This window comes from Arachnia rubra (assembly GCF_019973735.1).
Classification (GTDB): Bacteria; Actinomycetota; Actinomycetes; order Propionibacteriales; family Propionibacteriaceae; genus Arachnia; species Arachnia rubra.
Window position 1 is genome coordinate 913,977 of sequence record NZ_AP024463.1, and the last position, 25,087, is coordinate 939,063.

A 25,087-nucleotide genomic window follows, 5' to 3' on the forward strand; every position below is an offset into this window, starting at 1 on the left:
GCGTGGGGTTTTCTCAGCCGATCTCCCAGAAAGTCTTCCCAGCCATCGCATCTTGCAGCGCCTCGTGGGGGTTCTCCGCCCGAGCCTCGGCCACCTGCTCGCGCAGCAAGTCGTCGTAAGCTGGCCGCTCCACCTGGCGGAAGATGCCGACCGGAGCCCGGTGCATCACGCCGTGATCAGTGAGCTGCGCCAGCGCGAAGGCCTGCGAGGGATCCTGGCGCCCGGCATCATGGATGACGATCTGCCCCGGCTCAGCTGACGCGGTCTCGGCCACCGTGAGCTGTCCGTCCGCCTCCCGGACCACGCAGAACTGCTCCTCGGTACCGAAGACGACGGGCTCGCCATCCCGGAGCCGAATCAGCGAGTTCGCGGACTCCGGTCCCTTCAACGCATCAAAGGCCTCGTCATTGAAGATCGGGCAGTTCTGGTAGATCTCGATCAGCGCTGCGCCGCGATGCTGGGCTGCGGCATGCATGACCTCGGTCAGCTGCGCCCGGTCGGAGTCAACGGCGCGGGCCACGAAAGACGCCTCCGCGCCGAGTGCCAGCGCCACCGGGTTGAAGGGCACGTCCAGAGAACCGTAGGGCGTCGACTTCGTGAGCTTGCCCTGCTCCGAGGTGGGGGAGTACTGACCCTTGGTCAATCCGTAGATCCGGTTGTTGAACAACAGGATGTTGAGATTCACATTGCGGCGCAGCGCGTGGATCAGATGGTTGCCGCCGATCGACAGCGCGTCACCGTCTCCCGTGATCACCCACACGTTCAAGTCCTCGCGGGCCGCCGCAACCCCCGTCGCGATGGCCGTGGCGCGGCCGTGGATGGAGTGCATGCCGTAGCAGTCCACGTAGTAGGGGAACCGCGACGAGCAGCCGATCCCGGAGATCACCACCGTGTTCTCGCGGGCGATACCGAGATCGGCCATCATGGCCTGGAAGGTCGAGAGGATCACGTAGTCGCCACAGCCGGGGCACCAGCGGACCTCCTGATCACTGGTGTAGTCCTTGCGGGTCTGCGGCGCCTGGGCCAGGGGAACCCCTGCCAGCCCGTGCATCACTTCACCTCCAGCGCGTCGAGTTCGGCTATCAGGTCGCTCTCAAGCTCACCCACCGAGATGGGTAGGCCACGCACCCGGGAGTAGCTCTGGACATCCACCAGATAGCGGGCACGCAGCAGGAAAGCCAGCTGACCGAGGTTCATCTCGGGCACGATCACCTTGTCATAGCTCCTCAACACCTCACCCAGATTCGCGGGCATGGGGTTGAGGTGCCGCAGATGCGCCGTCGCGACCTCCCTGCCTCCCAGCCTAACGCGGCGGGCGGCGGCCGTTATCGGACCGTAGGTCGAACCCCAGCCGAGCACCAGGAGCCTGGCCTGCCCGGACGGGTCATGGACCTCGACGTCGGGGATGTCACGGACGATGCCGTCGATCTTCGCCTGCCGGGTCCGGACCATCAGGTCGTGGTTGTCCGGATCGTAGGAGATGGCCCCCGTCACGGAGTTCTTCTCGATGCCGCCGATGCGATGCTCCAGGCCCGGTGTGCCGGGGACCGCGATGGCGCGAGCCATGTTCTCGTCGCGCAGATAGGGGTGGAAGACGGGATCCCCGTTCGATCTGGTCGCGTTCGGCTCGGTGGCGTAGCCGGGCACGATGGGCGGGATGTCGCCGAGGTCCGGGATACGCCAAGGCTCGGCTCCGTTCCCGAGATAGCCGTCGGTGAGCATGATCACCGGGGTGCGGTATTTCACCGCGATGCGGCAGGCCTCGACAGCGGTGGTGAAGCAGTCAGCGGGGGACTGGGCGGCCAGCACAGCCACCGGCGACTCGCCGTTGCGACCCAGCACCGCCTGGAACAGGTCAGCCTGCTCGGTCTTCGTCGGCAGCCCCGTCGACGGGCCGGCGCGCTGCACATCCACGACCACCAGCGGCAGCTCCGTCATCACCCCCAGGCCGACAGCCTCCATCTTCAGCGCCATACCCGGCCCTGAGGTGGTGGTGACCCCGAGCGCCCCCGCATAGGACGCGCCCAGTGCGGCGCAGATGCCCGCGATCTCGTCCTCAGCCTGCACCGTGGCCACACCGACGTCCTTGCGGCGGCTCAGCTCGTGGAGGATGTCGGAGGCGGGGGTGATCGGGTAGGAGCCCAGGAACAGCTGTAGCCCGGAGCGGTCGGCGCCGGCCATCAGTCCGTAGGCGGTGGCGAGGTTGCCGGTGATCTGGCGGTAGCGGCCTGGCTTCATGGGGGCCGACGCCACGTGGTACCGGTGCTCGAAGATCTCGGTGGTCTCGCCGTAGGCATGCCCGGCCTTGAAGGCGGCCAGGTTCGCGTCGCGGATCTCCGGTTTCGAGGCGAACTTGGTCTTCAGGAAGTCGATGGTGCCGGAGGTGTCGCGCGAGTACAGCCAGCACAGCAGGCCCAGGGCGAACATGTTCTTCGTCCGGCCAGCGTCCTTGCGGCCCAGCCCGAAGGGCTTCGCGGCGGCTGTTGCCATCCCCGTCAAGTCCAGGGAGTGGACCTTCCAGGCGTCCAGGGAGCCGTCTGTCAGCGGATTGGAGGCCCAGCCCACCTTCGCCAGGTTCCGCTTCGTGAAGTCGCCCTCGTCGACGATGATCACGCCTCCTTGGGGCAGGTCGCCGAGGTTGGCCTTCAGGGCGGCGGGGTTCATGGCGACGAGCACGTCGGGCCGGTCGCCGGGGGTGACGATGTCGTAGTCGGCGAAATGCACCTGGAAGGACGAGACTCCTGGGATGGTGCCCTGGGGAGCACGGATCTCCGCGGGGTAGTTGGGGAGGGTGGCGATGTCGTTTCCGAGTGAGGCAGATTCAGCGGTGAAACGATCCCCCGTCAACTGCATTCCATCGCCGGAATCCCCGGCGAAGCGGATCACCACCCGGTCCAACGATCGTGTTTCAGCCACCAATAATCCTCTTTCTCAAAGCTCCGGGCAAGTGTATAGCGGCAATGCCGGTGACGGGTCTGGGCCGTAGGATGCCCCTCATGGGCCAATTCTGCGACTCGCCAGTGCACGTCCCCGGCGTGCTGCTGCCGCGCTGCGCCTCCGAATGGCGGCTGCCCGCCGGGGAGCGCCCGCCCGCTCCAGCTTCTGCGGATGCGCTCACGGTGCCCGGAGCTCCCGTGCCGGCGGTGGGGACTCGTGCCGGGCAGCGCTCAGATCAGTCCGTTGGCGTCTCCGGTGTCTGCCCAAGGAACGGCCGGATACACGAGGTTTCATACTCCGCGGTTAAGGAAACCAGGAAAATTCACATTGACATTGATCATCTGGCGAGGTTTTCTGCCGGCGCCCGCTCCTGGACGCTGACGCACGTGCCCGCCGCCCTTCCGCGGGCTGCCGCTCGCGATCGGGAGCAGCTGTGAAAGATGTCCTGGCAGAAGCGGTGAAGGCGCTTCGGGATGCCTTCGATGCCCGCGCGGTCCGGTTCGGTTTCCTGGGATCGGTGCTGCTGGTCCTGGGGTCGCTGACCCCCGCCTACCTGCCCCAGGTCTCGCCGCTGACCCGTGCGATGGCCTCGCTGGGGCTGGCAGGTGTCGAGTGGCGGTGGATCGGCACCATCTTCACGATGGTGGGACTGGCGCTGCTGCTCGAGTTCTGGCTCCGGGTACGCCCAGCGCGGCGGGAGTCCCGGGGGCAGCCGCAGCTGCGCCACTGGGCGGTACTGGCGATCGTCGCCGCGCCCATGCTGGCCGCCCCACCGATCTTCAGCCACGACGCCTATTCCTATGCGGCGCATGGCTGGCTGCTGCACAACGACCTCAATCCCTACCTGGTGGGGCCGGGGATACTGCCGGGGCAGTTCGCCGACCAGGTGGCGTGGGTGTGGCGCGACACCCCCGCGCCCTACGCGGCCCTGGCGCTCCAGATAAGCCACTGCCTGATCGTCCTCGTGGGCTTCGACCCCTATTGGTCGACGGTGATCATGAGGGTCCCGGCGCTGATCGGGGTGGGGATGATCGGCTGGTGCATCCCACGCATCGCGGGAAGGTTCGGCATCAACCCGGCTGCCGCCAGCTGGTTCGTCCTGGCCAATCCCATCCTCATCATCGACTTCGTCGGAGGCGCCCACAACGACGCCCTCATGATGGGCCTGGCCCTGCTGGGAATCTGGGTCACGGCCAGGTGGCGCACCTGGTGGTGGGGAGCGGTCGTGGTCGGGGTCGGCGCGTCCATCAAGCAGCCGGCGCTCTTCGTAGCGGTCGTCCTGCCGTTCATCACCCACGCGTGGACGTCCTGGCGGCTCCGCCCCCTGGCGATCGCCGCCGGCCGTGCCATCGCGTCGCTGGCCATCTCCGTGGCCGTGTTCGTCCTGTTGAGCATCGTCACGGGGCTTGGATTCGGCTGGATCAATGCCGTCGACGTCCCTGGCAGGGTGACCACGCCGTCACCGTTCACCCTGATCGGGCAGGGCATCGAGTATCTCCTGAACCTTTCCGGCATCGACCAGGGAGGCGATACGGCCGTAACGGTAACGCGTCTCCTGGGCCTGCTGGTCTGCCTGATCGGCATCGTGGTGCTGGCGATCAGGCACATCGGGAGACACCCCCTTCATTTCGTCTGCTGGGGGCTCCTGCTGGTCGCCTTCTGCTTCCCGGCCCTCCACTCCTGGTACCTGCTGTGGGGCGGGGTGCTGTTCCCCATGACCCGGCCCAGCAACCGCCGGCTGAGGATCGCGATCATCATCACCGCGGTGCTGCTCGGTTACGAGGCCATGGTCTTCGCCGTCCGGAACGGCACCTGGCTGCTCGCGCTGCTGCTGCTCTGGGCCATCTGGGAGTCGGTCAAGGCCCATGAGCTCACCCAGAACTGGGAGGCCAAGGCCCCTCAGGAAAGCCTGGCCGAGTCGTAATCGACGGCAACGGGGCAGTGGTCGCTGACCCGGGAGTCGTAGTCGGCCTCGCGCAGTGACTCCGCCCGGACCGCGGCCTTTGCCAGTTTCGGCGTGGCCAGGTGGTAGTCGATCCGCCATCCGGAATCGTTGGCGAACGCCTGCCCGCGCCATGACCACCACGAGTAGGGGCCGTCCTGGCCCGGATACGCGGATCGGATGACGTCCACCAGCGTCCGGGGACTGAGCTGGGCAGTGAACCACTCGCGTTCCTCGGGAAGGAAGCCGTCGGTGCGCTGGTTGGCGCGCCAGTTCTTCAGATCGAGCTCGGTGTTGGCGATGTTGAAATCCCCGGTGATCACGTATTCACGCCCCGCCTGTGCCGCCGACCTGCGAGCCTGGGTCAGGTAACGCGCCAGGCCTGCCATGAACCTCATCTTCCGCTCGTACTTCGGCGTGTCCGCCTCCTCGGGCCTGCGTGCGTGGTGTTTCGGTACGGCGCCCTTCGGAAGGTAGAGGGAGGCGACGCGGATGGGCGCATCGGCCAAGTCGACCTCCACGTAGCGGCCCTCGCCGGCGAAAGGTGCCAGGTCGCGGTTTCCCACCCGTTCCGCCTCGAAGTCAGCAGGGTTCCCGCCGGGCGCGATGATGACCGCTCCGCCGTCGAGGGTGGCGATCCGCTCCGGGGCCCTGCGGGTCAGGATCGCCACGCCATTGCGGCCCGCCAGCTTGCCGACGGACCAGGCGACGTGATGGTCCGTGAAAGCGCCGTCTGGCAGGTCCTTGACCTGGCAGCGCACCTCCTGCAGGCAGATGACATCAGCCTGTTCTCGCTCCCAGAGATCATGCAGGCCACGGCGCAGCGCGGCGCGGATGCCGTTGACATTGTGGGAGATCAGGCGCAGGGTGCTCATGGCGTCGCATGCTAGTGGAGTTGCCTGCCGAGAGCGGTGATTGTCTGGGGTGCTACCTTCGTGTGCGACCCGAAGCGTTGGAGGAGACCCATGGCCGGAGGCTTGGCTGCACTGCTGGATGACGTGGCCATGATCGCGAAACTGACCAGCGTCACCAGCACCAAGGCGATGGCGGTCGTCATCGACGACGCCGCGGTGACGCCCCGGTACGTCACAGGACTGAGCCCCGCCCGGGAGCTGCCGATCATCTGGCGGATCGCGAAGGGATCGCTGCGAAACAAGGCCATCATCCTGGTGGTGGCGCTCGCGCTCAGCCAGTTCATACCCTGGGTGCTCACCCCGGTCCTGATGATCGGCGGCCTCTACCTGTGCTTCGAGGGTGCTGAGAAGATCTGGGAGGCCGTTTCAGGGCATCACGAACAGGAGCCCGCGGCGGCCCGCGGCGACGAGGACATCCTCGTGCGTGGCGCCGTCACCACCGACTTCATCCTGTCCGCGGAGATCATGGTGATCTCGCTGAACTCCCTGGCCGGGGAGGGATTCTGGTACCGCGCGATCTCCCTGGCCCTGGTCGGGGTCCTGATCACGGCGCTGGTCTACGGGGTGGTGGCGCTGATCGTGAAGATGGACGACGTCGGCCTGAAACTGAAGGAGGGGAGCGGAGCCGGGCAGGTCCTTGGCGGCGCGCTGGTGACAGCCATGCCGAAACTGCTGTCGGCGCTCTCAGTGGTGGGGATTGCCGCCATGCTATGGGTCGGCGGTCATATCCTGCTGGACGGGGCCGCCACCCTTGGCTGGGGCATGCCCCTCGCCGTGGTCCACGCGCTGGCGCACGCAGTAGCCTCGGTTCCAGTGGCCGGCCAGGTGCTGGAATGGCTGGTCGAGACCGCCTGCTCAGCAGCGGTGGCGGTCGTGGTCGGGGGCCTGATCGTCGCGGTGCTGCACCTGATCCCGAGACGGCCTGCGGCATCCGCCGCCGAGTAGGCTCTGGTCATGGCTGAGGACTTTGAGGCACGTGCCGCCACCTGGGACGATGACCCGGCGAGGTTGGCGCGGGTACGGCGGGTCGCGGACGTGATCCGCGCGAACGTGCCCCTGACAGGACATCCGGTGACCGTCGAGCTCGGAGCCGGAACGGGCATGCTGTCGCGCTGCCTGGCCGCGGAACTCGGACCCGTCACCCTGCTCGATGCCTCGCCCGCGATGATCGCCGTCGCCAATCGTGCCCTCGAGACGGCTGGCCTCGGCGACTGGGCCACCGCCGTCACCGACCTCGCCACAGACGTGCCCGGCGGCCCCTATGACCTGGCGCTGGCACAGATGTCCCTGCACCACATGGACGATGTCCCGGCGCTGCTGGCCCGCCTGCACCAGGTGATGGTTCCCGGCGGCATGGTCGCGATCGCTGACCTCGACCACGACGCAGTGGGGGGCTACCACGCGAAGGCCACCGACTTCCACGGCTATCACGGTTTCCGCCGCGACGAGCTTCGCGGCTGGCTGGAGGCGGCAGGCTACCGCGGAGTCGTGTTCCACGACGCCGGGGTGGTCGGCAAGGAGGTCGACGGCGAACGCCAGGACTTCCCGTTGTTCCTGGCTCTCGCCCAGGCGTGATGGTAGGTCAGCGGCTGACCGCGGCAGCCGTGTCCATCGCCCATCTGGTGCCGACGTAGGCGGTCTCGGTGCTCTCGATCACCTTGCCATCAGTGTCGGACACCGTCCGCGACTCCACGAGCAGTGCTGCCGGGAGCTCCTGACGCAGCAGCTCACCCTCCTCGGGGCTTGCGAGGCGGGCGGTTACATAACCCGTTGCCCGGGCTGGGGTGGTGCCCAGTTCGCGGAGGGCCTGGTGGAGAGAGGCCGTTGCGAAATCCCTCTTCAGGACCGCCCGGAGCCGTCCGGGAAGGTAGGTGATCTCCCGGGCCACCGGGACCGCGTCGGAGCATCTGACCCGGTCGATTCTCACCATTGGGTCGTGCGGGTCCAAGCCCATCAGGAGCGCCTGGCTGGGGAGCACGACGAGTCCCTGCTCGATGATGATGGAGCTTGGCTCGCCGTCCCGGCGCCGGATCTCGTCGCTGAAGGAACGCAGCACTGACTCAGTGCGGTGCAGGGCGGCCTGGGCGACGAAACTGCCCACCCCCTTGCGCCGCTCTATCCTGCCGGCCGCCCGGACGGTTTCCAGCGCGTGCCTGGCGGTCATGCGGCTGACCTTGAACTGCTCGGCGAGCTGCGCCTCGGAGGGGACCGCACTGCCCGGGGGTAGCGTGGCGCACTGGGCTGTCAGCCAGTCGCTGATCTCCTGATAGCGCTGCTTGCGCTTCTCACGCTTGTCCGATGTGGCTCTGGCCATACCTGTGTCAGATCTCCTCGCCGGTCCGGTCTCTGTCGGCAGGCTACAGGGTCCAGGAACCGGGAGTTGCCTCCGCGGATCAGCCTGATCCCCAGCCAAGCATTGAAAGTATATACAGGTTTAAGGTCCCGGTTGGTTGGGCGGGAGGGTGTGGTCTTGTGCAGCGAGTTTTCGCGGCGGGTTTTGCGCAGAACATGCCGTGTGAAGATTTGACCTGTTGCTATTCCACTCTATACATGTTACGTTTTCAGTGTCGGGCTGATGAGACGTCCGGATCCTCCGGCAGATGGCCTCCGGGCTGCCGGTCATCGCTCGAGAATCACAGTCAGTGAGCCGCCCAGCAGGGCATGACCTTTCAAGGAGCAAGCATGAAACCATCCATACCGGCAGCGCAGATGACGACCGCCGAACTCGCCTCCTATATCGATCACTCGGTGCTGAAACCCGAGTTCACCCCCAGTGAGATCCGCCGTGAGGTCGAACATGGCATCGGGTACGGCTGCAAGACCGTCTGCATCAACCCCGCCTCCGTCGAGATCGCAGCACCCCTGTGCGCCGGGACGGGAACAGGGATGTGCGTCGTGGTCGACTTCCCGTTCGGCTGTTCAAGCACCGCGTCGAAGGTCGCTCAGACCCGCGTCGCCCTTGAAGCAGGTATACAGGAGCTGGACATCATCGCCAACTACGGCTGGATCAGGGGCGGCGAGCTGCAGCGCGTCGAGGAGGATCTGAGGGCTGTCATCGAACCCTGCCATGAGGCGGGCGTGCTGGTGAAGGTGATCTTCGAGACCGACGCCCTTACGCGCGACCAGATCAGGGCCGCCGCTGAGGCTGCCATCGCTGCGGGGTGCGACTTCATCAAGACCTCCACGGGCTTCTACACCGGCACCAGTCAGCACGAGGTCACTGGGGCCTTCGATGACATGGCCGCCCTGATGATGGAGTGCGCGGCCGGCCGCTGCCAGGTCAAGGGGTCGGGATCGATCCGGGACCGGGAGCACTTCCTGCGCCTGATCGATGCGGGCATCGATCGCATGGGCATTGGCTACCGTTCCACCCCCGTCGTGCTGGGGCTGGCCGAGGCCCAGCCAGGGCAGAGCGGAAAAGGCGGCTACTGAGACCTGCTCAGAGGCATCCGTGCGGGGCGAGAGAATGGCAGCGTCTCCGCTTGGTCCTGGCAGCGCAGCGGACAGCCCTGTGCGCGGCGGGAGAACGGCAGCCGGCCGTTGTAGCCACTCGCCTGCCTGAGGGGGACGGGTGAGAACAGCCTTCCTTGTCATTGCTCTGCCAGGAAAATCTTCGGACGGCCGCGCGGGGAACGCAGACGGGTGGCTGGGGCTGCCTGCCCTGTGCTGGGGACGACCCTCAAAGACTGTCCAACGACCTCAACTGGCGTCGCCCCGTTCCTACGCCGGGCACGGCCCGCGGGCGGGAGGACAGGGTGACGAGATTCAGATCACCGGCAAGGTGCGTGGCCCGCGTGCGGCGGAAGAATAAACAGACGGTTGAGGGTACCCGTCCCCGCGCCGGCTATGGGCAGCGTGCGGCGGGAGCATGAGGCGGGTGAGCGGGTTCTAGCGTCGTGTGTCTTTCGCCGGTGCTTCTCTTCTCCCGGATGTGGTGCTTCGCTTCGTTCGTCTCCCTCACGCTGCCCCCGATAGCGTTTTGCTCGGTTGCCTTGGCTCAGCATCCGCCCTGAACCCTCCCACGAACCTCCGACACGCGACGCTAGGCTCTGCCTGGGCTGTGGGAGAGCAGTGGGAGAATAGCGGCGTGACCGATGTCCTGAGTTCTGCTGAGGCGCGACGAGCGGCTCTGGCAGCTCAGGGTTTCACGGGCCGGCGCCCGGCCGGACCGCCGTCCCGGGGGAGTATCGAGCGGATCATCCGGCGCCTGCGCCTCCTCCAGCTGGACTCGGTGAATGTCTTCGAGCGCAGCCACTACCTGCCGGTCTTCTCCCGTCTTGGGTCCTATGACAAGGCCAGGCTCGACTCCCTGACCGGGGACGACCCGGTGCTGACGGAGTGCTGGGCGCACGAGGCCGCTCTCGTGCCCATTGAGGATTACGCGCTTTTCGAGTTCCGTCGCGCCCAGATGCGGGCCCGCTACGGGGGCAGTGGGGTCTATCGCGACAATCCCGGGCTCCGGACCTGGTTGCTGAGCCAGCTTGCAGAGCGCGGGCCACTTCGTGCCAGTGACATCGAACACGAGCACAACCGCCGCACCGGCCCCTGGTGGGGGCAGTCGAAGGTGAAACGCCTGCTGGAATATCAGTTCCTGTTCGGGGAGGTGGCGACGGCGGGCCGCATCGGTTTCGAACGGCGCTACGCGCTGCCGGAGCAGGTGCTGCCTGCCTCTTGCGGGGACGGGATGCCTGGGGACGAGGCCCGGGTGGAGCTGGTCCGGCGCGCCGCCGTCGCGCTTGGGGTCGCCACTGTCGACGACCTGGCCGACTATTTCCGGCTCCGCCCGGCGGAGGTGCGGGCGGCCATCGCGGAACTTGTGGCGGCGGGGGAGCTGGTGCCGGTGTCCGTTGAGGGCTGGGAGTCGCGGGGCAGGCCACTTCCCGCATGGCTGCATCGTCACGCAGCGGTGCCTGCCCGAGTGTGCCGGGATACCCTGCTGACGCCCTTCGACCCGGTGGTGTGGCACCGACCGCGTGCAGAACGGCAGGGCTTTCACTACCGCATCGAGATCTATACCCCCGCCCACAAACGTCAGTTTGGCTACTACTGCTTGCCGGTGCTGCTGGGGGATCGCCTCGCAGCCCGCGTCGACCTCAAGAATGACCGCAGGCGGGGAGTGCTCCGCGTCCAGTCGGCGTGGTCAGAGGCACATGCCCCACGCGACGCGGCTCCCCGGGTCGCGGAGCTGCTGCGCACAGCTGCTCACTGGCAGAGCCTGGGCGGTGTTGAGGTCCAGGACTGGGGAGACCTGGCGCCGCTGCTGGCTGCTGAACTGCACGTCCCCCTGACGCCCCGCCGCTCCTGATACGTGGCCTTTCTCTGTGGTTTTGTTGCGAGTCGTGCTGAACTGTGAGTCCTGCTAAGGTCCCGCTGCTCCTGATGTGCGGCTCTTATCTGTGGTCTTGTTAGAGTCGCGCCGAACTGCAAGTCTCGCTAGGGTCCCGTTGGTCTTGATGGTCCCACAGCCTGTGGTGGTTTCGGCGTCTCTGGTGGTTTCAGCTGTTCTTAGTGGCTCCGTCGCCCGGTGGTTTCTGTCAGCCCGACTGCTCCCGCTACCTCTCGTCTACCGCCCGTCGCCCGTCTATATCTCGTCATCACTCACTACCGCTCCACTGTGCACGAAACGCCGTCTGGTGCGTCGGGGCAGAACCTGGGCCGCGTGGCTGCGACATTTCCCGGCGTTTCGTGCACGACGAAGTGCCGGACTGTGGGCGGCAGTGGCTTCTCAGGTCTTGGGTAAGGCTTCCCCAGGATGGCGGTTTGTGTCCGGGATGACGGTTTGCGTTCCGTGACGTTCTGCGCGAGCACGAAACGCCGCCTGGTGCGCTGGAGACGTGCCGGGGCGACGTCATCGCGTCGTTCGACGGCGTTTCGTGCACAGGGAGGTTTCGTGCACAGGTAAAGGGTGGGGTCTGGGTGACAAAAACACTCCGATGCCCGACGGCGTGCGCAGGGAAAGGGTCAGCTATGGTCTCAGGACGTCATGGACCCGGTTCGGCGTTTCGTGGGGAAGGACCTGTTCATCATGACGGGGAGATGAACCGAGTGGGTCGCGTTCCACGCACGTGGGGAAGACCTATAGCTCGCACTCTCTGGCGAGCTGACCCGGCTCGGTGCTCTGCGCACGGGAAGGGGCCGACTCCGCTGAACCATTCTGCAGCATTGGCCGCAAGCAGCGTTCCGCACACGGGACCGATGTTTCGTGCGGGGAAGACGTGAGTTCCAGGCAGAGAGCGGGCCGGGGTTAGCGGTAGTTCACGAACTGGACGGCGAAGTCGTAGTCCGCCTCCTTAATTAGGCGCTGGACCTCCTGGAGGTGGTCACGTGACTTCGAGCTGACGCGCAGCTCGTCGCCCTGGATCTGCACCTTCACGCCCTTCGGGCCCTCGTCGCGCACCAGCTTGGAGATCTTCTTCGCGTCCTCCTGTTTGATGCCCTGCTTGGTGGTGCAGGTGATCTTCCACATCTTCCCGGAGATGCGTGGCTCGCCTGCGTCGAGGGCCTTCAGCGACACCCCACGCTTGATCAGCTTCGACTGGAACACATCGAGCACTGCCTTTGCGCGTTCCTCACCGCTCGACTCGATCTCGATGGCCTCCCCGGACCAGCGGATCGAGGAGTCGGTTCCCTTGAAGTCGAAGCGCTGCGACACCTCCTTGGCCGCCTGGTTCAGCGCGTTGTCGACCTCCTGCCGGTCAACTTTGCTGACGACGTCGAAAGAGCTGTCTGCTGCCATGTTTCCTCCTCAGATGATGGGTCACCCATTGTGCCAGCAGGTTTCCTAGTCCTCCGGGTTGGACGCGACCGCCTGGCACTGATACTCTTTCCGACGCTGGTCAGCCAGTATGGCAGGTTGCCCGAGCGGCCAAAGGGAGCGGTCTGTAAAACCGTCGGCATTGCCTACGTTGGTTCAAATCCAACACCTGCCACTGCTCTGGGTCGGATGGACCCAGAGCTTTATCTTTCTTCAGGGACTCCACCGGCCTGGCCCACGGGCGGGCATCCTCAGGCCGCCGTGGCCCCTCGCTGCTCAAGCTCGGCCACGATCTCGCCGTAGCGTTTCTCGTCAAGCCGGTACCCGGAGCGCAGAATCACCCAGCTGGCCACGATCAACACCATCGGAACGACCAGCATCACCAGCTTGAACGCGGCGACGCCGTCGGCCGTGACATCGTCGACCTGCCTCGCCCCGCTGATTCCAGAGACCAGCAGCGCCAGCCCGACGAAACCACTGCCGATGGCGTTCGACGCCTTGTAGATGAATGGCTGCACCGCCAGCGTCACCGACTCATTGCGGCGTCCCAGCTTCCACTGTCCATACTCCACGCAGTCCGCAATGAACATCAGCATGAGCAGCTGGATGAACGCCTGTCCCGTGAACAGCAGGACTCCCGCCACCCCCACCACCGGCAGCGACGACCCGGCGAACCAGAACACCACCAGTCCCGCCAGGCAAAGGGCCGTTGCGAGGCTGTGGATCTGGAGACGCTTCAGGTAGCGGCGCACCAGGGGGAAGACTGCCAGCCCCGCCAGCTGGGCTACCGCGAGGATCGCGGCGAAGACCGAGTAGGCGCCCTCGTCCCGGTAGACGTATTTGAAGTAGTAGATGCCCAGGCTCGTGACGGTCGCGTAGCCGCTCATGAAACAGAGCATCGCACCCGCCGCCCACAGCAGCTGGTCGTTTTTCCCAATGACCTGGACCAGCTCTCGGAACGGGGTGTGCGCAGCCGAGGTCGCCACCTGCTGCTTGGTGAACAGCAACGTCAGCGACTGGAAGAGCAGCTTCAACGCCACCAGCAAGGCTGCGAACACCAGCCACCCCAGCTGCTCGCTGCCCAAGGCAGCTCCCAGGGCCTTCGTCACGGGGACCACGGCGACCACGACCGCGAACAGGCCGATGTTCGCGCAGATCCGGGCGATCACCCCGATGCGTTCCCGCTCCTGCTGGTCCTGCGAGAGCGCGGGAAGCATGCCCCAGAAGGAGATGTCGTTGATGGTGTACGCCACCGACCACAACAGGTAGACGACGGTGAACCACGCCAGGAACGCCCAGCCCGTCAGACCGGTGTCGACGAAGATCCCCAGGGTTGCGGCCGCCCATAGTCCTGCTCCCAGCGCGATCCACGGCTTGAACTTCCCGAAACGGGAGCGGGTGTTGTCGACGATCACCCCCATGACCGGATCGTTGAGGGCGTCGAAGATGCGCATCACGACGATGATCACCGTGACCGCCGCTGTCGCCGAGGCGGGGATGTGCAGCACCTCGGTGAGGTAGTACATCAGGTACATGCTGACCAGCGCGGCCGACATGTCACGGCCGAGGGTACCCAGCCCAAAACTCAGCCGATTGCGCCAGGGACCCAGATTCATGAGGTTCAGTGTGGCAGGTCATCACGGGCGGTGCATGGGACGCGTGGACGATGCGAACCGGATATTTCCCCTGATTTTCAAGGGGGTTTGACCCTGACACCGTGTCAGGTCCCACGATGGTGTCATGACCGAGACGAGACTGATCCGCATCGGGGAGTTCTCCACCCTCACCCGGCTGTCGGTGCGGATGCTGCGCTACTACGACGCCAACGGCGTCCTGAGCCCTGCCACCACCGACGACTTCACCGGTCACCGGTTCTACGCATCCTCGCAGGTGCGTGATGCGACGCTGATCCGTCAGCTGCGCGACGTCGGGTTCTCCGTCTCCGCCATAGCCGCCCTGCTCCCGCAACGCGACGACCCCGAGGCGCTGGGTCGCGCGCTCGCCGTGCAGCGCGATCAACTCGTCGCCGATGCCGAGGCGGTCCGCCACCGCATCGCCGAGATCGACCGACTCATCTCCCACACCACGAGGAGGGCCACCATGGCCGACATCACCGTCACCACCCATCCCGCGCAGCTCGTTGCTGCCCTGCGCACGAAGATCGACGCCTACACCGACGAAAACACGGTGTGGGCGAAATTCATGGAGGCGTTCCAGACGCAGGGCCTCACGTACACCGGCGAGCCCTGTGGAGCCATCTTCCACGACCCCGAGTACCGCGATTCCGACATCGACATCGAGATCTGGGAACCCGTCGCCCCCGGCACCGTCGCATCCGAACCGCTCGTGATCCGGGAGCTGCCGGAACAGCGGGTCGCGGTGGCCGCCTTCCGCGGCGGTTACGACCAGTTCGGTTCCGTCAATGAGGAACTGGCCGAGTACATCACCCGCTCCGGGCTGAAGATCGCCGGTCCCATGTACAACCGCTACATCGTTGGCCCGGTACAGGTCCAGGATCCGGCGCAGTACCTCACCGAGGTCTGCGTCCCGGTCGACTGAGAACGGATTCTGCACATCCACCTCCACGATGTCTGCAAACTGATGCCTAGAGTGTCTGCAAACCGGTGCCTAGAATGTCTGCGGAATCAAGGCCAGGGAGGTGGACGGTGACCGGGGCGTATCTTCCACGCGTGATGGACGGCGCGATGAGACGCGCGCTCAGGATCTCCGGAGCGGTGATGCTGGAGGGCGTGCGCGCCTGCGGGAAGACCCGAACTGCCCTGGAAGCTGCGGGATCGTCGGTGCTCATGGACGATCCCGCAGCGCGGGCGCTCAACGACCTCGCCCCAGGGCAGCTTCTCATCGGTGCCCGTCCCCGCCTGCTGGACGAATGGCAGATCATTCCCGAGGTCTGGGACCAGGTGCGGCGCGCCGTCGACCGGGAATCCACCCCCGGGCAGTTCATTCTCACCGGATCTGCGACCCCGGCGGACGATCACACCCGGCACACGGGAGCCGGACGTTTCATGCGTCAGCGGATGCGAACCCTCTCCTGGTGGGAACACGACCCCGGATTCGGTGCGGTCTCTTTGTCGGGGCTCTTCGAAGGTGAGCGACCGGCGGGGGAACCGGAAGCGCTGACCTTCGAGGAGGTTCTCGGTCGGCTTCTGCGCCCTGGTTTTCCGGCGTGGCGTGAGGCCCCGCCCGAGGACGCGGCCCTGCTCCTGCGTGGGTATTTGGATGAGGTCATCCGCACCGATCTGTTGAGGCTCGGGGGGATCCGGAACTCACCCGCGGTGGTCGAGGCGTTGCTCACCGCCATCGCCGCGAGCAGCGCCTCCGCCGTCTCCTTCCAGACCTTGGCCCGGGATCTCGCGCCGATCGCACCGGACCTGTCGGCCACAACCGTCAGCCGCTACGTGGACCTGCTGGCCCGGATTTTCGTCGTTGAGCGGCAACAACCCTGGGCGCCGAAGCTACGCTCACGGGCCAGGCTCCGGACCTCCCCGAAACTGCACCTGGCCGATCCCGCGCTGGCCGCGGTTGCCCTCCAGGCGCCACTGTCCTCGTTGCAACAGGGCCCGGCCACCGCAGGCGCCCTGTTCGAGAGTGCGGTTCACCACGACTTGACGGTGCTGGCGATTGCTTTCGGGGGAAGGGTCCAGCACTACCGGGATTCCAACGGCTATGAGATCGACGCCGTAGTGGTGCATCCCGACGGCCGCTGGGGTGCGGTCGAGGTCAAGCTGGTCGGGGCTCGGATCGCGAACGGGCACAGGGCCCTAACCTCCGCGCTGGAGCAGATCGACGGGGAACCATCGTTCCGTCTGATCGTCACCGGAACGGGCCCGGTCCTGACCCTGGACGATGGCACGGTCACGTGCGGGCTCCACCGGCTGTGCCCGTAGTTGGGTCCTGGTGCGGAAGTCATGCCCCGGCTGCGGCGCACCGGATCGGGTGGTCCGATGTCCCGTCCGGGGCGTCCTCACCCAGGCGACGCTCTTCGCAGCAGGCCCTAAGGGACTCGCCGTCGCCATGAACCTCTATCCTTGGTTCCCGACCAGGAGGACCGATGATCCAGCACCTCGCCGTGCAGATGCGCGCGGCCATCGCCGAGCACGCCGACCGTCCAGCCACCCGGATCCGGGTCGGCGACGACTGGTGCACCCACACCTTCCGCGAGTTCGGTGAGCGCATCGACGAGGCGGCGCAGGGGCTGCTGAACCGGGGAATCCGGCCGGGCGACCGCATCGGTTTGTTCGCGAACAACTGCCCCGAGTGGTCGGAGATAGACTTCGGCGCCGCCACCGTGAGGGCCATTCCGGTGCCCATCTACGCCACCTCCACCCCGGCACAGATCCGGCACATCGCTGCCGATTCCGGGCTGCGGATCCTGTTCGCAGGCGGCCGCAGCGAGTGCGAACGCGTCCTGGAGGTCGCCGATGACCTGCCCGAACTGGAGCACGTGGTGATTCTCGAACCCTGGGACGGCATGCCGGAACGGGTCATCACCTACGACGACTTCCGGGCCGAACCCGACGCCCGGGCCTTGGAGGCCCGTCTCGCGGAGGCGGGCCCCGATGATCTGGCGTCGATCATCTACACCTCCGGTACCACCGGCGACCCGAAGGGGGTGATGCTCAGGCACTCCGCGATGATCGCCCAGAAGGAAGCGATCGAGGACATGTTCCATTTCGGGCCGGAGGAGCACTCGCTGTGTTTCCTACCCCTCTCGCACGCGCTGGAGCGGGCCTGGACCAGCATCGTGCTGCTCAAGGGCTGCATGAACACCTACGTTCCCGACGCCCGCACCGTCGCCGATGCCCTGGTGCAGGCGAAACCGACGCTGCTCGTGAGCGTCCCCAAGCTGTACGAGAAGGTGTTCGCGACCGCTCACGCGAAGGTCGCGGCCTCGGGGATCAAACGTGGCATCTTCACGTGGGCGCTGCGGGTGGGGGCCCGGAACCAGCGGGCCTACCGCAAGGGAAGGCGACCGGCGTGGTTGTGGCGCGCCCAGCTCGGCATGGCCGACCGGCTCGTCCTGTCCTCGATCCGCGTCGCCTTGGGTGGCAACAAGGCGGTCCTGGCCTGTGGTGGGGCGCCGTTGCGCAAGGAGATCGAGGAGTTCTTCTCCGCGGTTGGGATGCCCATTTACACCGGCTACGGGCTGACCGAGGCCTCGCCGCTGGTGACCTTCAACTCGCCGGGTGGGTTCAAGATTGGCACGGCAGGGCGGGTCCTCAAGGACGGGCAGCTGCACATCGGCGAGCACGGTGAGGTGCTGTTCCGCGGCCCCAACGTGATGGCCGGGTACTGGAACAACGAGGAGGCCACAGCCGCCGCCATCGACTCCGACGGCTGGCTGCACACCGGGGACGCCGGATACGTCGACGTCGACGGGTTCCTCGTCATCACCGACCGCATCAAGGACATCATCGTCACCCTCGGCGGCAAGAACGTCGCGCCGCAGCCCATCGAGGGCCTCATCCTCGCCGACCCGCTGTTCGAGCACGCCGTCCTGCTCGGCGACAACCGGCCTTGTGTGACGCTGCTGGTCAAACCGTCGCTGCCGCACGTGGAGGAGCTGGGCAGGGTGATGCAGTGGCCGGGGGAGGTTGCCGACTGGTTGAAGTCGAACGAGCTAGCTGAGGAGCTGCGCCGCCGGGTTGCCGCTCTGACCGACAAGCTGCCCAGCCAGGAGAAGCCCCGGGCCACAGAGATGATGGACGGTGATCTCACCATGGACAACGGCTTGCTCACTCCCACGCTGAAGGTGCGCCGCCGTCAGGTGGAGGAGCGGTTCAAGGAACTCATCGACGGTATGTACGAGGCACTGGAACGGCGTCGGCGCTCCAACTGAGCCATCAATCGGACAGATTCTCGCCGGATGAGCTGGAGATCACCCCTCATGAAACAGGTTGAGTCCGCCGAAGCGATCACGAATGCCGGGAACGTTCCGATCACCCCCATGAAGCTGGTTGAGCCGGACCGCGACGAAGGAAGCGGTCCGAGTCGAAACCACCTGCCGCCATCGGTGGTCTGTGTGAGTGCGAGGACGACAAGGTCCACGAGGACCTTCACGGGTTTCATGAACAGCTGTCCTCGGGTTCGCCTCGAATGAGTTCGCGGCGCCCCATGACTCGTGAACAAGACTCACAGATCCATGAACATCGACCCGGCGATGTCCCAGGAAATCTCCGCTCGGGACTCGTAGCCATGTTCTTGAAACCACATCGCGTCATCCACACTGCGCACGAGACACCACCAGCACACGGTTATTGGCTCCAGCTCAGCCATTCTGGCGAACCGTTCCACCCGTTGCCGCACCGTGTCGTTCGTTTCGTCACCACCCCGGACTTCACTCCAGCGGTTGCGCAACAACGGAACCACCTCGTACGCGGGATCACCTTTCAACGGTTTCGGATCAATGGCGGCCCACGCGTCTTTGCCACGACCAAGGATGTTGGCGTAATGAAAATCACCGTGCAGCAGCGATGACTCCGAAGGCAGGACGGCCAGCTCTGCGCACACATCGACGGCAGAGGAGACGAGTTCCTCGGGGCACGGTTCGCCGAGCCGCCGCCACTCCTCAAGGAACTCCGTGGCCCACCGGGCAGCGATGTCACCGACACGGCGAAGCCCAGCGGGCGCAGGAATGCGCAGTTCGCGAAGGAGGTAGGCGGCAGTGTCAAGCGCTTCTTGAATCGGGACATCCAGAAGGACCCGCCGCTCATCCAGTCGCTCCAGCAGCATGGTGCCGACCATCTCGTCGGTGCGCAGCACCGAGACTGCCCCATGACCGCCCCACGTACGTAATGCAACGGACTCGAGCCGGGTCTCGTCGTCGAGCCAACTCACTTTCAGAGCACCGCGTTTCCCGTCCTCGCAATGAACAGGCAGAACCACGGCGCACATCCCGTACATCGGTGGTCCCTCCTGGCGAAGGTGCCACCTGTCGAGCAAGTCTCCCACCGTATATGGCAACGCCTCCAACCAGTCTCGGGCGGCATCTCCCTCTCTGCCGAGGATCATGGCAGAAAAGTCAGTTGAGATTTGAATCAATTTGATTCTCGCATTCGGGTGCGGTTGAAGGCAGTGCCATCACTCACTTGCATTGAGTCAAGGTATCCCCAAATCCCCCCGTACTCACTACCTCAAGCAGCGGGAGGGGCTCGGCTGCGAGCCACGCCGTGCAGATCCTCGTGTTCTGCTTCCAGGCCGGCTCAAACCCATGCGCGAATCCCGGGATCCCACCGTAGGCCCTTGGTCTTCCTGGCCAGCACCGGTTCCAACAGCGCATTGATGAGGCTCGCGGCCAAGGAGACGGTGAGGTAGTCCTTGCAGTCCGGGATGGGGGAGGCAAGCCTTCTGTAGAAGGCATCCCAGTCCGGAGGTACCGTGAAGGTCTCCGGGAGCGGCAACCCTCGGGAAGCTGCTTCTCGGGTGATGGCCACATCGAGGCTGCCGCCATCGATGGTCTGTGTGAGTGTGAGGACAACAAGGTCCACGAGGTCCTTCACGCGTGTCGAAGGATGACCGTTGTAAAGGGAAAGTGTCGCACACACCTTGTCCGCCATCTGGTCGACCAAAGGGTACAGGCGATACTCGCACTGCGAGAGTTTGGGGAGTGCCAGGACATTCGACGGGATGATGGTCTCCGGGGTGTCTGTCACAACGGCTTTGACAACGAGATCGACATTCAACCGGCCCTTTTTGTTGACGCCGAGGTAGACGTCGAAGCTCACGCGGATGCCTTCGGTGTAGGCTTGCTGCTTACCGCCGAGTGAATCTGTGTGGCTGACATACTCGAAGCGGAAGAAATCTCCCAGGTCAAGGGCCGCAAGGCGCCGAAGCTCGGTCAGGGCGGCGGCCAGCGAGTGGCGCCGATTGAACAAGTCGACATCACTGGTTGCTCGCGCCGATGCGACCCTGGCCAGCAGGGCCGTTCCGCCTTTGAGAAGCCATGCGTCGGTTGGCGTCTCTGAGAAGATCCGGCACAGAAAACGGTGAAAGTACTCCAGTCGGATGCGCTCCTGGACGCTGAGGGACTTGTCGTTCCGGGCTGCTTTCTGAGCGGCCGATCGTATTGCCGACTCAACCGCCGCCGGCGTCCGGTAGGGGTCTGTCATCTAGGATCCTCGCGGTCGTGTGGCATGTCGGACTCCAGTAGCGGGGGAGTGGGATGTGATGCGCTTGCCATCAGGTGAACCAGCTGATTGTGAATCGTGTTCGCGAGCAGCTCAGCGGTTTCAGGGGTGGGGACTCTGGTTTTCCAGGTCTTAAGTGAGTTCTCGAGCACTTGGCTCACTGCCGTGAGAAATTCTTGGTTTGCTGGGGTGAAGACTTTTTGGAACTTCGATGTATCAAGGAGATTGTCGACTGCGATCGAAAACTTCTTGACAGCAGCTTGCATCTGGGGAAGGTGGGTGATTTGTATCTGGGTAAGATGAGTAACGCACTGGCTGAGGATCTTTGCCATGAGAGGTCCGTTTTCTGCGATGCGTCTGGCCCAGCTGTCCTCGTCGATTCCCGCCGACCGGGAGAGCTTTTCCAGCAGCGCCGCGCCGTCACCCGCCGCACAGCCGTTGCGGCGCGCCAGGGGAGCCAGGAGCTCGGTGAGGCGTTCGGTGTCCAGGGCGGACTGCCGGGTGGCGTCCCGGAGCGCGTCTGCGACGGTGCTGAGGTCCTGCCGATCCTCGACTAGGTCGGCGATGGTGCGTTCCCGTGTGGTCGCGGGCAGGCCGTCCCGGACGGTGACGTCCTCACGGGGAAGGTCTCGGGTGCGGTACCGGACATCGAGTCGCTGGCTCTGTCGACGTGTCGGCGAGGTGAACTCGCTCCGAGCGGCCCGGAGGTCTCCAATGCCGTGGAGCCGGGCAGCGGATTCCCCGGAGACGACGATCCCCGGGCGGTCGTCTCGTAGGCGTTCGAGAGCGAGCCTGCGGGGTTCGGCCGCGAGCCACGCTGCCCGGAGTTCCTCGTGCTCCGCACTCGGGGCACCGGCGCTGCGGTAGACGCCGTGGATGAGCCGGATCAGGTAGCCGTCATCGTTGAGCCGCTTGAGGGTCATGTGGTCGATGCCTTGCACGCGGGCCTGGGCGGTTGTGACCATGCCCCACTGGGATTCGGTCACCTCCGCCAGCTGCTGCAGCGCCACACGTGACTTCATTCTTGAATACTAACTTTTCAGTTGTTAGTTTCCAAGCGAAATCTGCATCAGGGGATGGCCGGGAGCGATCCGCGAAGGAACTGGACCGGTCGAAGCCCTTCTGATCATCAGCCGCGGCTCCTCACCCACAGCGGCTCGCTGCCCGATGCGTTTCCCGCTTCTCCTCGGCGGACCACGGTCCCCTCGGCCCATCCTCAAGGTGCGTCGCCGACGGCATGTACGAGGCGCCGGAGCGGCGTCAGCGCCCCGGCCGAGGTGCCAGGACGACCACGCAGGAGATGGTTTGATCGCCCTCCCCGAGGCCGTGGGAAAGGCGTCGCTAAGGTCTTCCGCATGGATCAGGCCTGCAAGGAAGCTCTCAAGACGATCATCAAACGCCGCCGCGACGTGCGCGCCGAGTTCACCGGCGACCCCCTGGGCGAGGAGGAACTCGCCGACCTCCTGAACGCGGCCCACGCCGCCCCGAGCGTGGGCAACAGCCAGCCCTGGGACTTCGTCGTCGTCCGCGACCCCGCCACCCTGGGCGCCTTCGCCGACCACGTCGCGCAGTGCCGGCAAGACTACGCAGACTCCCTCGACGATGAGCAGCGGGAGAAGTTCAACCCCATCAAGATCGAGGGAATCCGCGAATCCGGTCTGGGGATCGTCGCCACCTACGATGCGACGCGCTTCGGCCCGAACGTGCTCGGCCGCCACACCATCAGCGCCACGGGCGTCTTCTCGGTGGTCTGCGCCATCCAGAACCTGTGGCTGATGGCCACCGCCCTCGACCTGGGGGTTGGGTGGGTGTCGTTCTACCAGGAGCCGTTCCTGAGCGACCTCCTGGGGCTGCCCGAACACGTGCGCCCAGTCGGCTGGCTGTGCGTCGGGCGGGTGACGAAGCTCCAGGAGGTCCCGGACCTGATCCGCTTCGGCTGGAATCACCGGATAGCCCTCGATGAGGTCGTGCATCAGGAACGCTGGTGAGCCTCTCAGACCGGTTGGCGGAGGTTCTCCATCAGGGGACGACGGTCGAGCTGGGCCGGTAGCCAGGTGGTGGCGATGGCCAGCACCAGCGACGCGCCCACCACCGGCAGCAGGCCCGCCAAGGGGATCGAGGCCAGGAAGGTCGAGGGCTGGCCCGAGATCGCTGTCATGGCCACGGCGGTGATCAGCGTCATGATCAGGCCGAAGAGAATGCCGGTGACAGCGTAGATCGCGCCCTCCAGCACCGTGGAGCTAAGGATGGTACCCGACCTGGCGCCGATCACGCCGAGCAGCGCCCCCTCCTGGCGGCGGGCACGCCCCACCATGGCGATGTTCGCCACCCCGCCGACCCCGGAGATGATGAAGATCGGCACCGCGAGCGGCAGGAAGCCGTTCACACTGCCCGTCGCGCCATTGGCCTGGCCGGCACCGACGATGGAGTAGACGGTGCCCGTCATGGCGACGGCGATGGCGAACGGGGTGATCGTGGTCATGCTCATCGTTGACCGGTGCCAGGCATTGGCGCGGGCCGCGAACCATGCGGGGCTGCGGCCGGGGATCAGCCTCGTCCAGGCCATCAGCAGCGGACGGAGGGTCAGGTTCGGCAGGCACAGGGCCGCCATGGCGGCGATCATGCCGACTGCTCCCCCCATGGTGATCCGGAAGCCGGGTGACTGGAGCTCTTCCATAGTCATCGTCGGAGTACCAGGTGCGGTGTTCTCCAGGAGAACACTGGGGTTGACGTGGGCGATGATGAGCATGATGGGAATCACCACCACTCCTATCAGCAGCACCCCGGCGACGATCCACTGCCAGAGCCTGGTGCGGCTCGTGGGGGTACCCGCCTCCCGCAGCGCCTGCATCTCGGGGGTGGATGCGGCCCGGCGTGCCGCTCCCAGCCCGCCGAGCAGGCAGAAGAGCGTGGTGATCAGCACCGTGAGGGGGACGCCAAAGGCCGGCATGCTCAGCGGCAGCTCCTCAGGAAACATCCTCATCTCCCGCCAGGTCGTCAGGTACAGGCGGGTGGCGGGCAGGGCGAGCAACCCTCCGATCAGGCCTCCGGTCACGCCGACCACGCTCACCTGCCGCAGGATGATAGAGCGGATCCGTGGTCCTGGGATGCCGATCACTTTCCACAGCGCGTGCGAGCGCTGCTGTGCGGCGACGGTGAGGGCCAGTGTCGTGGAGATCACGACGGTTGTGGCCAGCCCCACATAGGTGACCAGATTGCTGCCGATCAGGTGCGCGGCCAAAATCAGGAATGCGTTTTCGGGCTGGGCACCCGCCCACTGGGAGGCGCTCCACCAGGTGGTGATGATGAGGCTGATGACGGTGCCGCCGACGGTGGCCACCAGCAGCGACCACAGCCATTGGCGGGCGTGGTGGCGTAGTTCTTTCCAGACCAGTGTTGACATGTTTCCTCCTCAGGCGATGCGGGCTGCGTGGACGAGATCGGCGATCTGCCGGGGATCGTGACTGGTCGACCATGCCGCGAGCCGGCCCTGGCCCATCACCGCGACATTGTCTGCGATAGCTGCCGCCTCGACGTCGTGGGTGACCATCACCACCGTCGTCCCCTGCTGGGTGAGCTGCCGCAGCCAGTCCAGGACGATGCGGGTGGCGTCGATGTCAAGGGCTCCGGTGGGCTCGTCGGCGAAGACGATCTTCGGCTGGCTGGCCATCACCCGGGCGATCGCCACCCGCTGGCGCTCGCCCCCGGAGAGCTGATGGGGTTTGAGGCCAGCGCGGTGCCCGAGCCCGACGGCCTCGAGCGCCTCCTGGATCTGGTGCGTGGGCAGCGGTTTCCCGGCGAGCCTCGAGGGCATGGACACGTTCTCGGCGGCCGTCAGAGACGCGATGAGGTTGTACTCCTGGAAGACGAAACCGACGTTGCTGGCGCGGAACCGGGCACGGGCGGCGGGCTTCAGGTCCGAGGTGACGGTCCCGAGGACCGACACCTGGCCGCCGGTCGGCTGGTCGAGGCCCGCCATGCAGTGCAGCATCGTCGACTTGCCTGAGCCGGACGCCCCGACGATTGCGGTGAAGCTGCCCTGGGGGAAGTCGGCGTCCACATGGTCCAGAGCCAGTACCTGGGCGTCGTCGCGCCCGGGCACGTCGTAGATGCGGGTGAGCTGCCGGATGGTGATCGCGGCATCAGGGGCTGCCGCCTGGCCGGAACGCGGGTCCGGGGAGCCGGTGCTGGCGGGATTGCCTTGGACCCGGCGGGGGAGACGTACAGGTTCTGCGGGGTTGTGAATGCTCATGGCTTCAGCCTTCCGGCCCTGGCATTCCGTCCCCATCCCGCCACCTGGCCAAACCGGGGTGGGGCTATCCCGACATGGGGAGATCTCGCAAGCCAGGACCAGGCGGTGCGGCATGGCTACGCGGCAGCTCAGGTGCCCCGT

Annotated in this window: 20 protein-coding genes and 1 tRNA gene; 10 read left to right on the forward strand and 11 right to left on the reverse strand. The window is 65.8% G+C overall.

From position 1 onward, the window contains the following. Positions 1–13: 13 nt before the first annotated feature. On the reverse strand, positions 14–1,051 hold the full coding sequence (locus tag SK1NUM_RS03995; protein WP_212325650.1) for a 2-oxoacid:ferredoxin oxidoreductase subunit beta: 1,038 nt from the start codon (positions 1,049–1,051) through the stop codon (positions 14–16). Further along, a complete protein-coding gene (locus SK1NUM_RS04000; RefSeq protein WP_212325652.1) occupies positions 1,051–2,916 on the reverse strand; it encodes a 2-oxoacid:acceptor oxidoreductase subunit alpha in 1,866 nt (621 codons plus the stop codon). The genes SK1NUM_RS03995 and SK1NUM_RS04000 overlap by 1 nt, the downstream gene beginning before the upstream one ends. 454 nt (positions 2,917–3,370) lie before the next feature. Here SK1NUM_RS04000 and mptB point away from each other — a divergent pair, with 454 nt between their 5' ends. Continuing rightward, positions 3,371–4,861, forward strand: a complete 1,491-nt coding sequence (gene mptB / locus SK1NUM_RS04005; protein ID WP_212325654.1) for a polyprenol phosphomannose-dependent alpha 1,6 mannosyltransferase MptB — start codon at positions 3,371–3,373, stop codon at positions 4,859–4,861. Here mptB and SK1NUM_RS04010 read toward each other — a convergent pair. Then, complete coding sequence (locus tag SK1NUM_RS04010; protein ID WP_212327478.1) at positions 4,837–5,745, reverse strand: exodeoxyribonuclease III; 909 nt, start codon at positions 5,743–5,745, stop codon at positions 4,837–4,839. The two genes, mptB and SK1NUM_RS04010, sit on opposite strands and share 25 nt — an antisense overlap. A 99-nt stretch (positions 5,746–5,844) precedes the next feature. Between SK1NUM_RS04010 and SK1NUM_RS04015 the strand changes: the two genes are divergently transcribed. After that, complete coding sequence (locus SK1NUM_RS04015; protein WP_212325656.1) at positions 5,845–6,738, forward strand: DUF808 domain-containing protein; 894 nt, start codon at positions 5,845–5,847, stop codon at positions 6,736–6,738. Positions 6,739–6,747: 9 nt separating this feature from the next. After that, on the forward strand, positions 6,748–7,368 hold the full coding sequence (locus tag SK1NUM_RS04020; RefSeq protein WP_212325658.1) for a class I SAM-dependent methyltransferase: 621 nt from the start codon (positions 6,748–6,750) through the stop codon (positions 7,366–7,368). A gap of 7 nt (positions 7,369–7,375) precedes the next feature. On the opposite strand, the gene SK1NUM_RS04025 is transcribed toward SK1NUM_RS04020, so the two are convergent. Then, the gene (locus SK1NUM_RS04025) at positions 7,376–8,107 is read right to left on the reverse strand and encodes a GntR family transcriptional regulator (RefSeq protein WP_212325660.1); all 732 of its coding nucleotides are present in this window, start codon (positions 8,105–8,107) and stop codon (positions 7,376–7,378) included. A 368-nt stretch (positions 8,108–8,475) separates the two neighbouring features. Here SK1NUM_RS04025 and deoC point away from each other — a divergent pair, with 368 nt between their 5' ends. Then, positions 8,476–9,225 (forward strand): deoxyribose-phosphate aldolase, encoded by a 750-nt coding sequence (gene deoC / locus SK1NUM_RS04030; RefSeq protein WP_212325662.1) that lies wholly within the window; start codon positions 8,476–8,478, stop codon positions 9,223–9,225. A 655-nt stretch (positions 9,226–9,880) separates the two neighbouring features. Then, positions 9,881–11,098 carry a winged helix-turn-helix domain-containing protein gene (locus tag SK1NUM_RS04035; protein ID WP_212325664.1) on the forward strand — a complete coding sequence of 406 codons (1,218 nt, stop codon included), beginning with the start codon at positions 9,881–9,883 and terminating at the stop codon, positions 11,096–11,098. A gap of 939 nt (positions 11,099–12,037) precedes the next feature. Here SK1NUM_RS04035 and SK1NUM_RS04040 read toward each other — a convergent pair. Further along, positions 12,038–12,529, reverse strand: a complete 492-nt coding sequence (locus SK1NUM_RS04040) for a YajQ family cyclic di-GMP-binding protein (protein ID WP_212325666.1) — start codon at positions 12,527–12,529, stop codon at positions 12,038–12,040. A gap of 111 nt (positions 12,530–12,640) precedes the next feature. Here SK1NUM_RS04040 and SK1NUM_RS04045 point away from each other — a divergent pair. Beyond that, positions 12,641–12,722: transfer RNA gene (locus SK1NUM_RS04045), tRNA-Tyr, on the forward strand. Positions 12,723–12,798: 76 nt separating this feature from the next. Here the strand turns inward: SK1NUM_RS04045 and SK1NUM_RS04050 are convergent. After that, positions 12,799–14,163, reverse strand: coding sequence for a glycoside-pentoside-hexuronide (GPH):cation symporter (locus SK1NUM_RS04050; protein WP_212325668.1), 1,365 nt, complete (start codon positions 14,161–14,163; stop codon positions 12,799–12,801). A 124-nt stretch (positions 14,164–14,287) separates the two neighbouring features. On the opposite strand from SK1NUM_RS04050, the gene SK1NUM_RS04055 reads away from it, so the two are divergent. The 3 genes from SK1NUM_RS04055 (at position 14,288) to SK1NUM_RS04065 (ending at position 18,407) form a co-directional block, all read left to right on the forward strand. Then, complete coding sequence (locus SK1NUM_RS04055; protein ID WP_212325670.1) at positions 14,288–15,106, forward strand: MerR family transcriptional regulator; 819 nt, start codon at positions 14,288–14,290, stop codon at positions 15,104–15,106. A 146-nt stretch (positions 15,107–15,252) separates the two neighbouring features. Then, complete coding sequence (locus SK1NUM_RS04060; protein WP_212325677.1) at positions 15,253–16,455, forward strand: ATP-binding protein; 1,203 nt, start codon at positions 15,253–15,255, stop codon at positions 16,453–16,455. Between the two features lie 164 nt (positions 16,456–16,619). Then, positions 16,620–18,407 (forward strand): AMP-dependent synthetase/ligase, encoded by a 1,788-nt coding sequence (locus SK1NUM_RS04065; protein WP_223927792.1) that lies wholly within the window; start codon positions 16,620–16,622, stop codon positions 18,405–18,407. A 293-nt stretch (positions 18,408–18,700) separates the two neighbouring features. On the opposite strand, the gene SK1NUM_RS04070 is transcribed toward SK1NUM_RS04065, so the two are convergent. The 3 genes from SK1NUM_RS04070 to SK1NUM_RS04080 all read right to left on the reverse strand — a co-directional run bounded on the left by SK1NUM_RS04070 (position 18,701) and on the right by SK1NUM_RS04080 (position 21,716). Continuing rightward, positions 18,701–19,579: an aminoglycoside phosphotransferase family protein gene (locus SK1NUM_RS04070; protein WP_223927794.1), complete on the reverse strand. Its 879-nt coding sequence runs from the start codon at positions 19,577–19,579 to the stop codon at positions 18,701–18,703. 191 nt (positions 19,580–19,770) lie between these two features. Next, positions 19,771–20,676, reverse strand: a complete 906-nt coding sequence (locus tag SK1NUM_RS04075) for a nucleotidyl transferase AbiEii/AbiGii toxin family protein (RefSeq protein WP_212325688.1) — start codon at positions 20,674–20,676, stop codon at positions 19,771–19,773. Beyond that, positions 20,673–21,716, reverse strand: coding sequence for a type IV toxin-antitoxin system AbiEi family antitoxin domain-containing protein (locus tag SK1NUM_RS04080; protein ID WP_212325690.1), 1,044 nt, complete (start codon positions 21,714–21,716; stop codon positions 20,673–20,675). The genes SK1NUM_RS04075 and SK1NUM_RS04080 overlap by 4 nt, the downstream gene beginning before the upstream one ends. Before the next feature lie 333 nt (positions 21,717–22,049). Between SK1NUM_RS04080 and bluB the strand changes: the two genes are divergently transcribed. Beyond that, positions 22,050–22,682: a 5,6-dimethylbenzimidazole synthase gene (bluB, locus tag SK1NUM_RS04085; protein ID WP_212325692.1), complete on the forward strand. Its 633-nt coding sequence runs from the start codon at positions 22,050–22,052 to the stop codon at positions 22,680–22,682. A gap of 5 nt (positions 22,683–22,687) precedes the next feature. Here the strand turns inward: bluB and SK1NUM_RS04090 are convergent, their stop codons facing one another. Continuing rightward, entirely contained in the window at positions 22,688–24,097 is a 1,410-nt protein-coding gene (locus SK1NUM_RS04090; RefSeq protein WP_212325694.1) for an ABC transporter permease, read from the reverse strand. A 9-nt stretch (positions 24,098–24,106) separates the two neighbouring features. Continuing rightward, positions 24,107–24,946 (reverse strand): ABC transporter ATP-binding protein, encoded by an 840-nt coding sequence (locus SK1NUM_RS04095; protein WP_212325695.1) that lies wholly within the window; start codon positions 24,944–24,946, stop codon positions 24,107–24,109. Positions 24,947–25,087 lie beyond the last annotated feature (141 nt).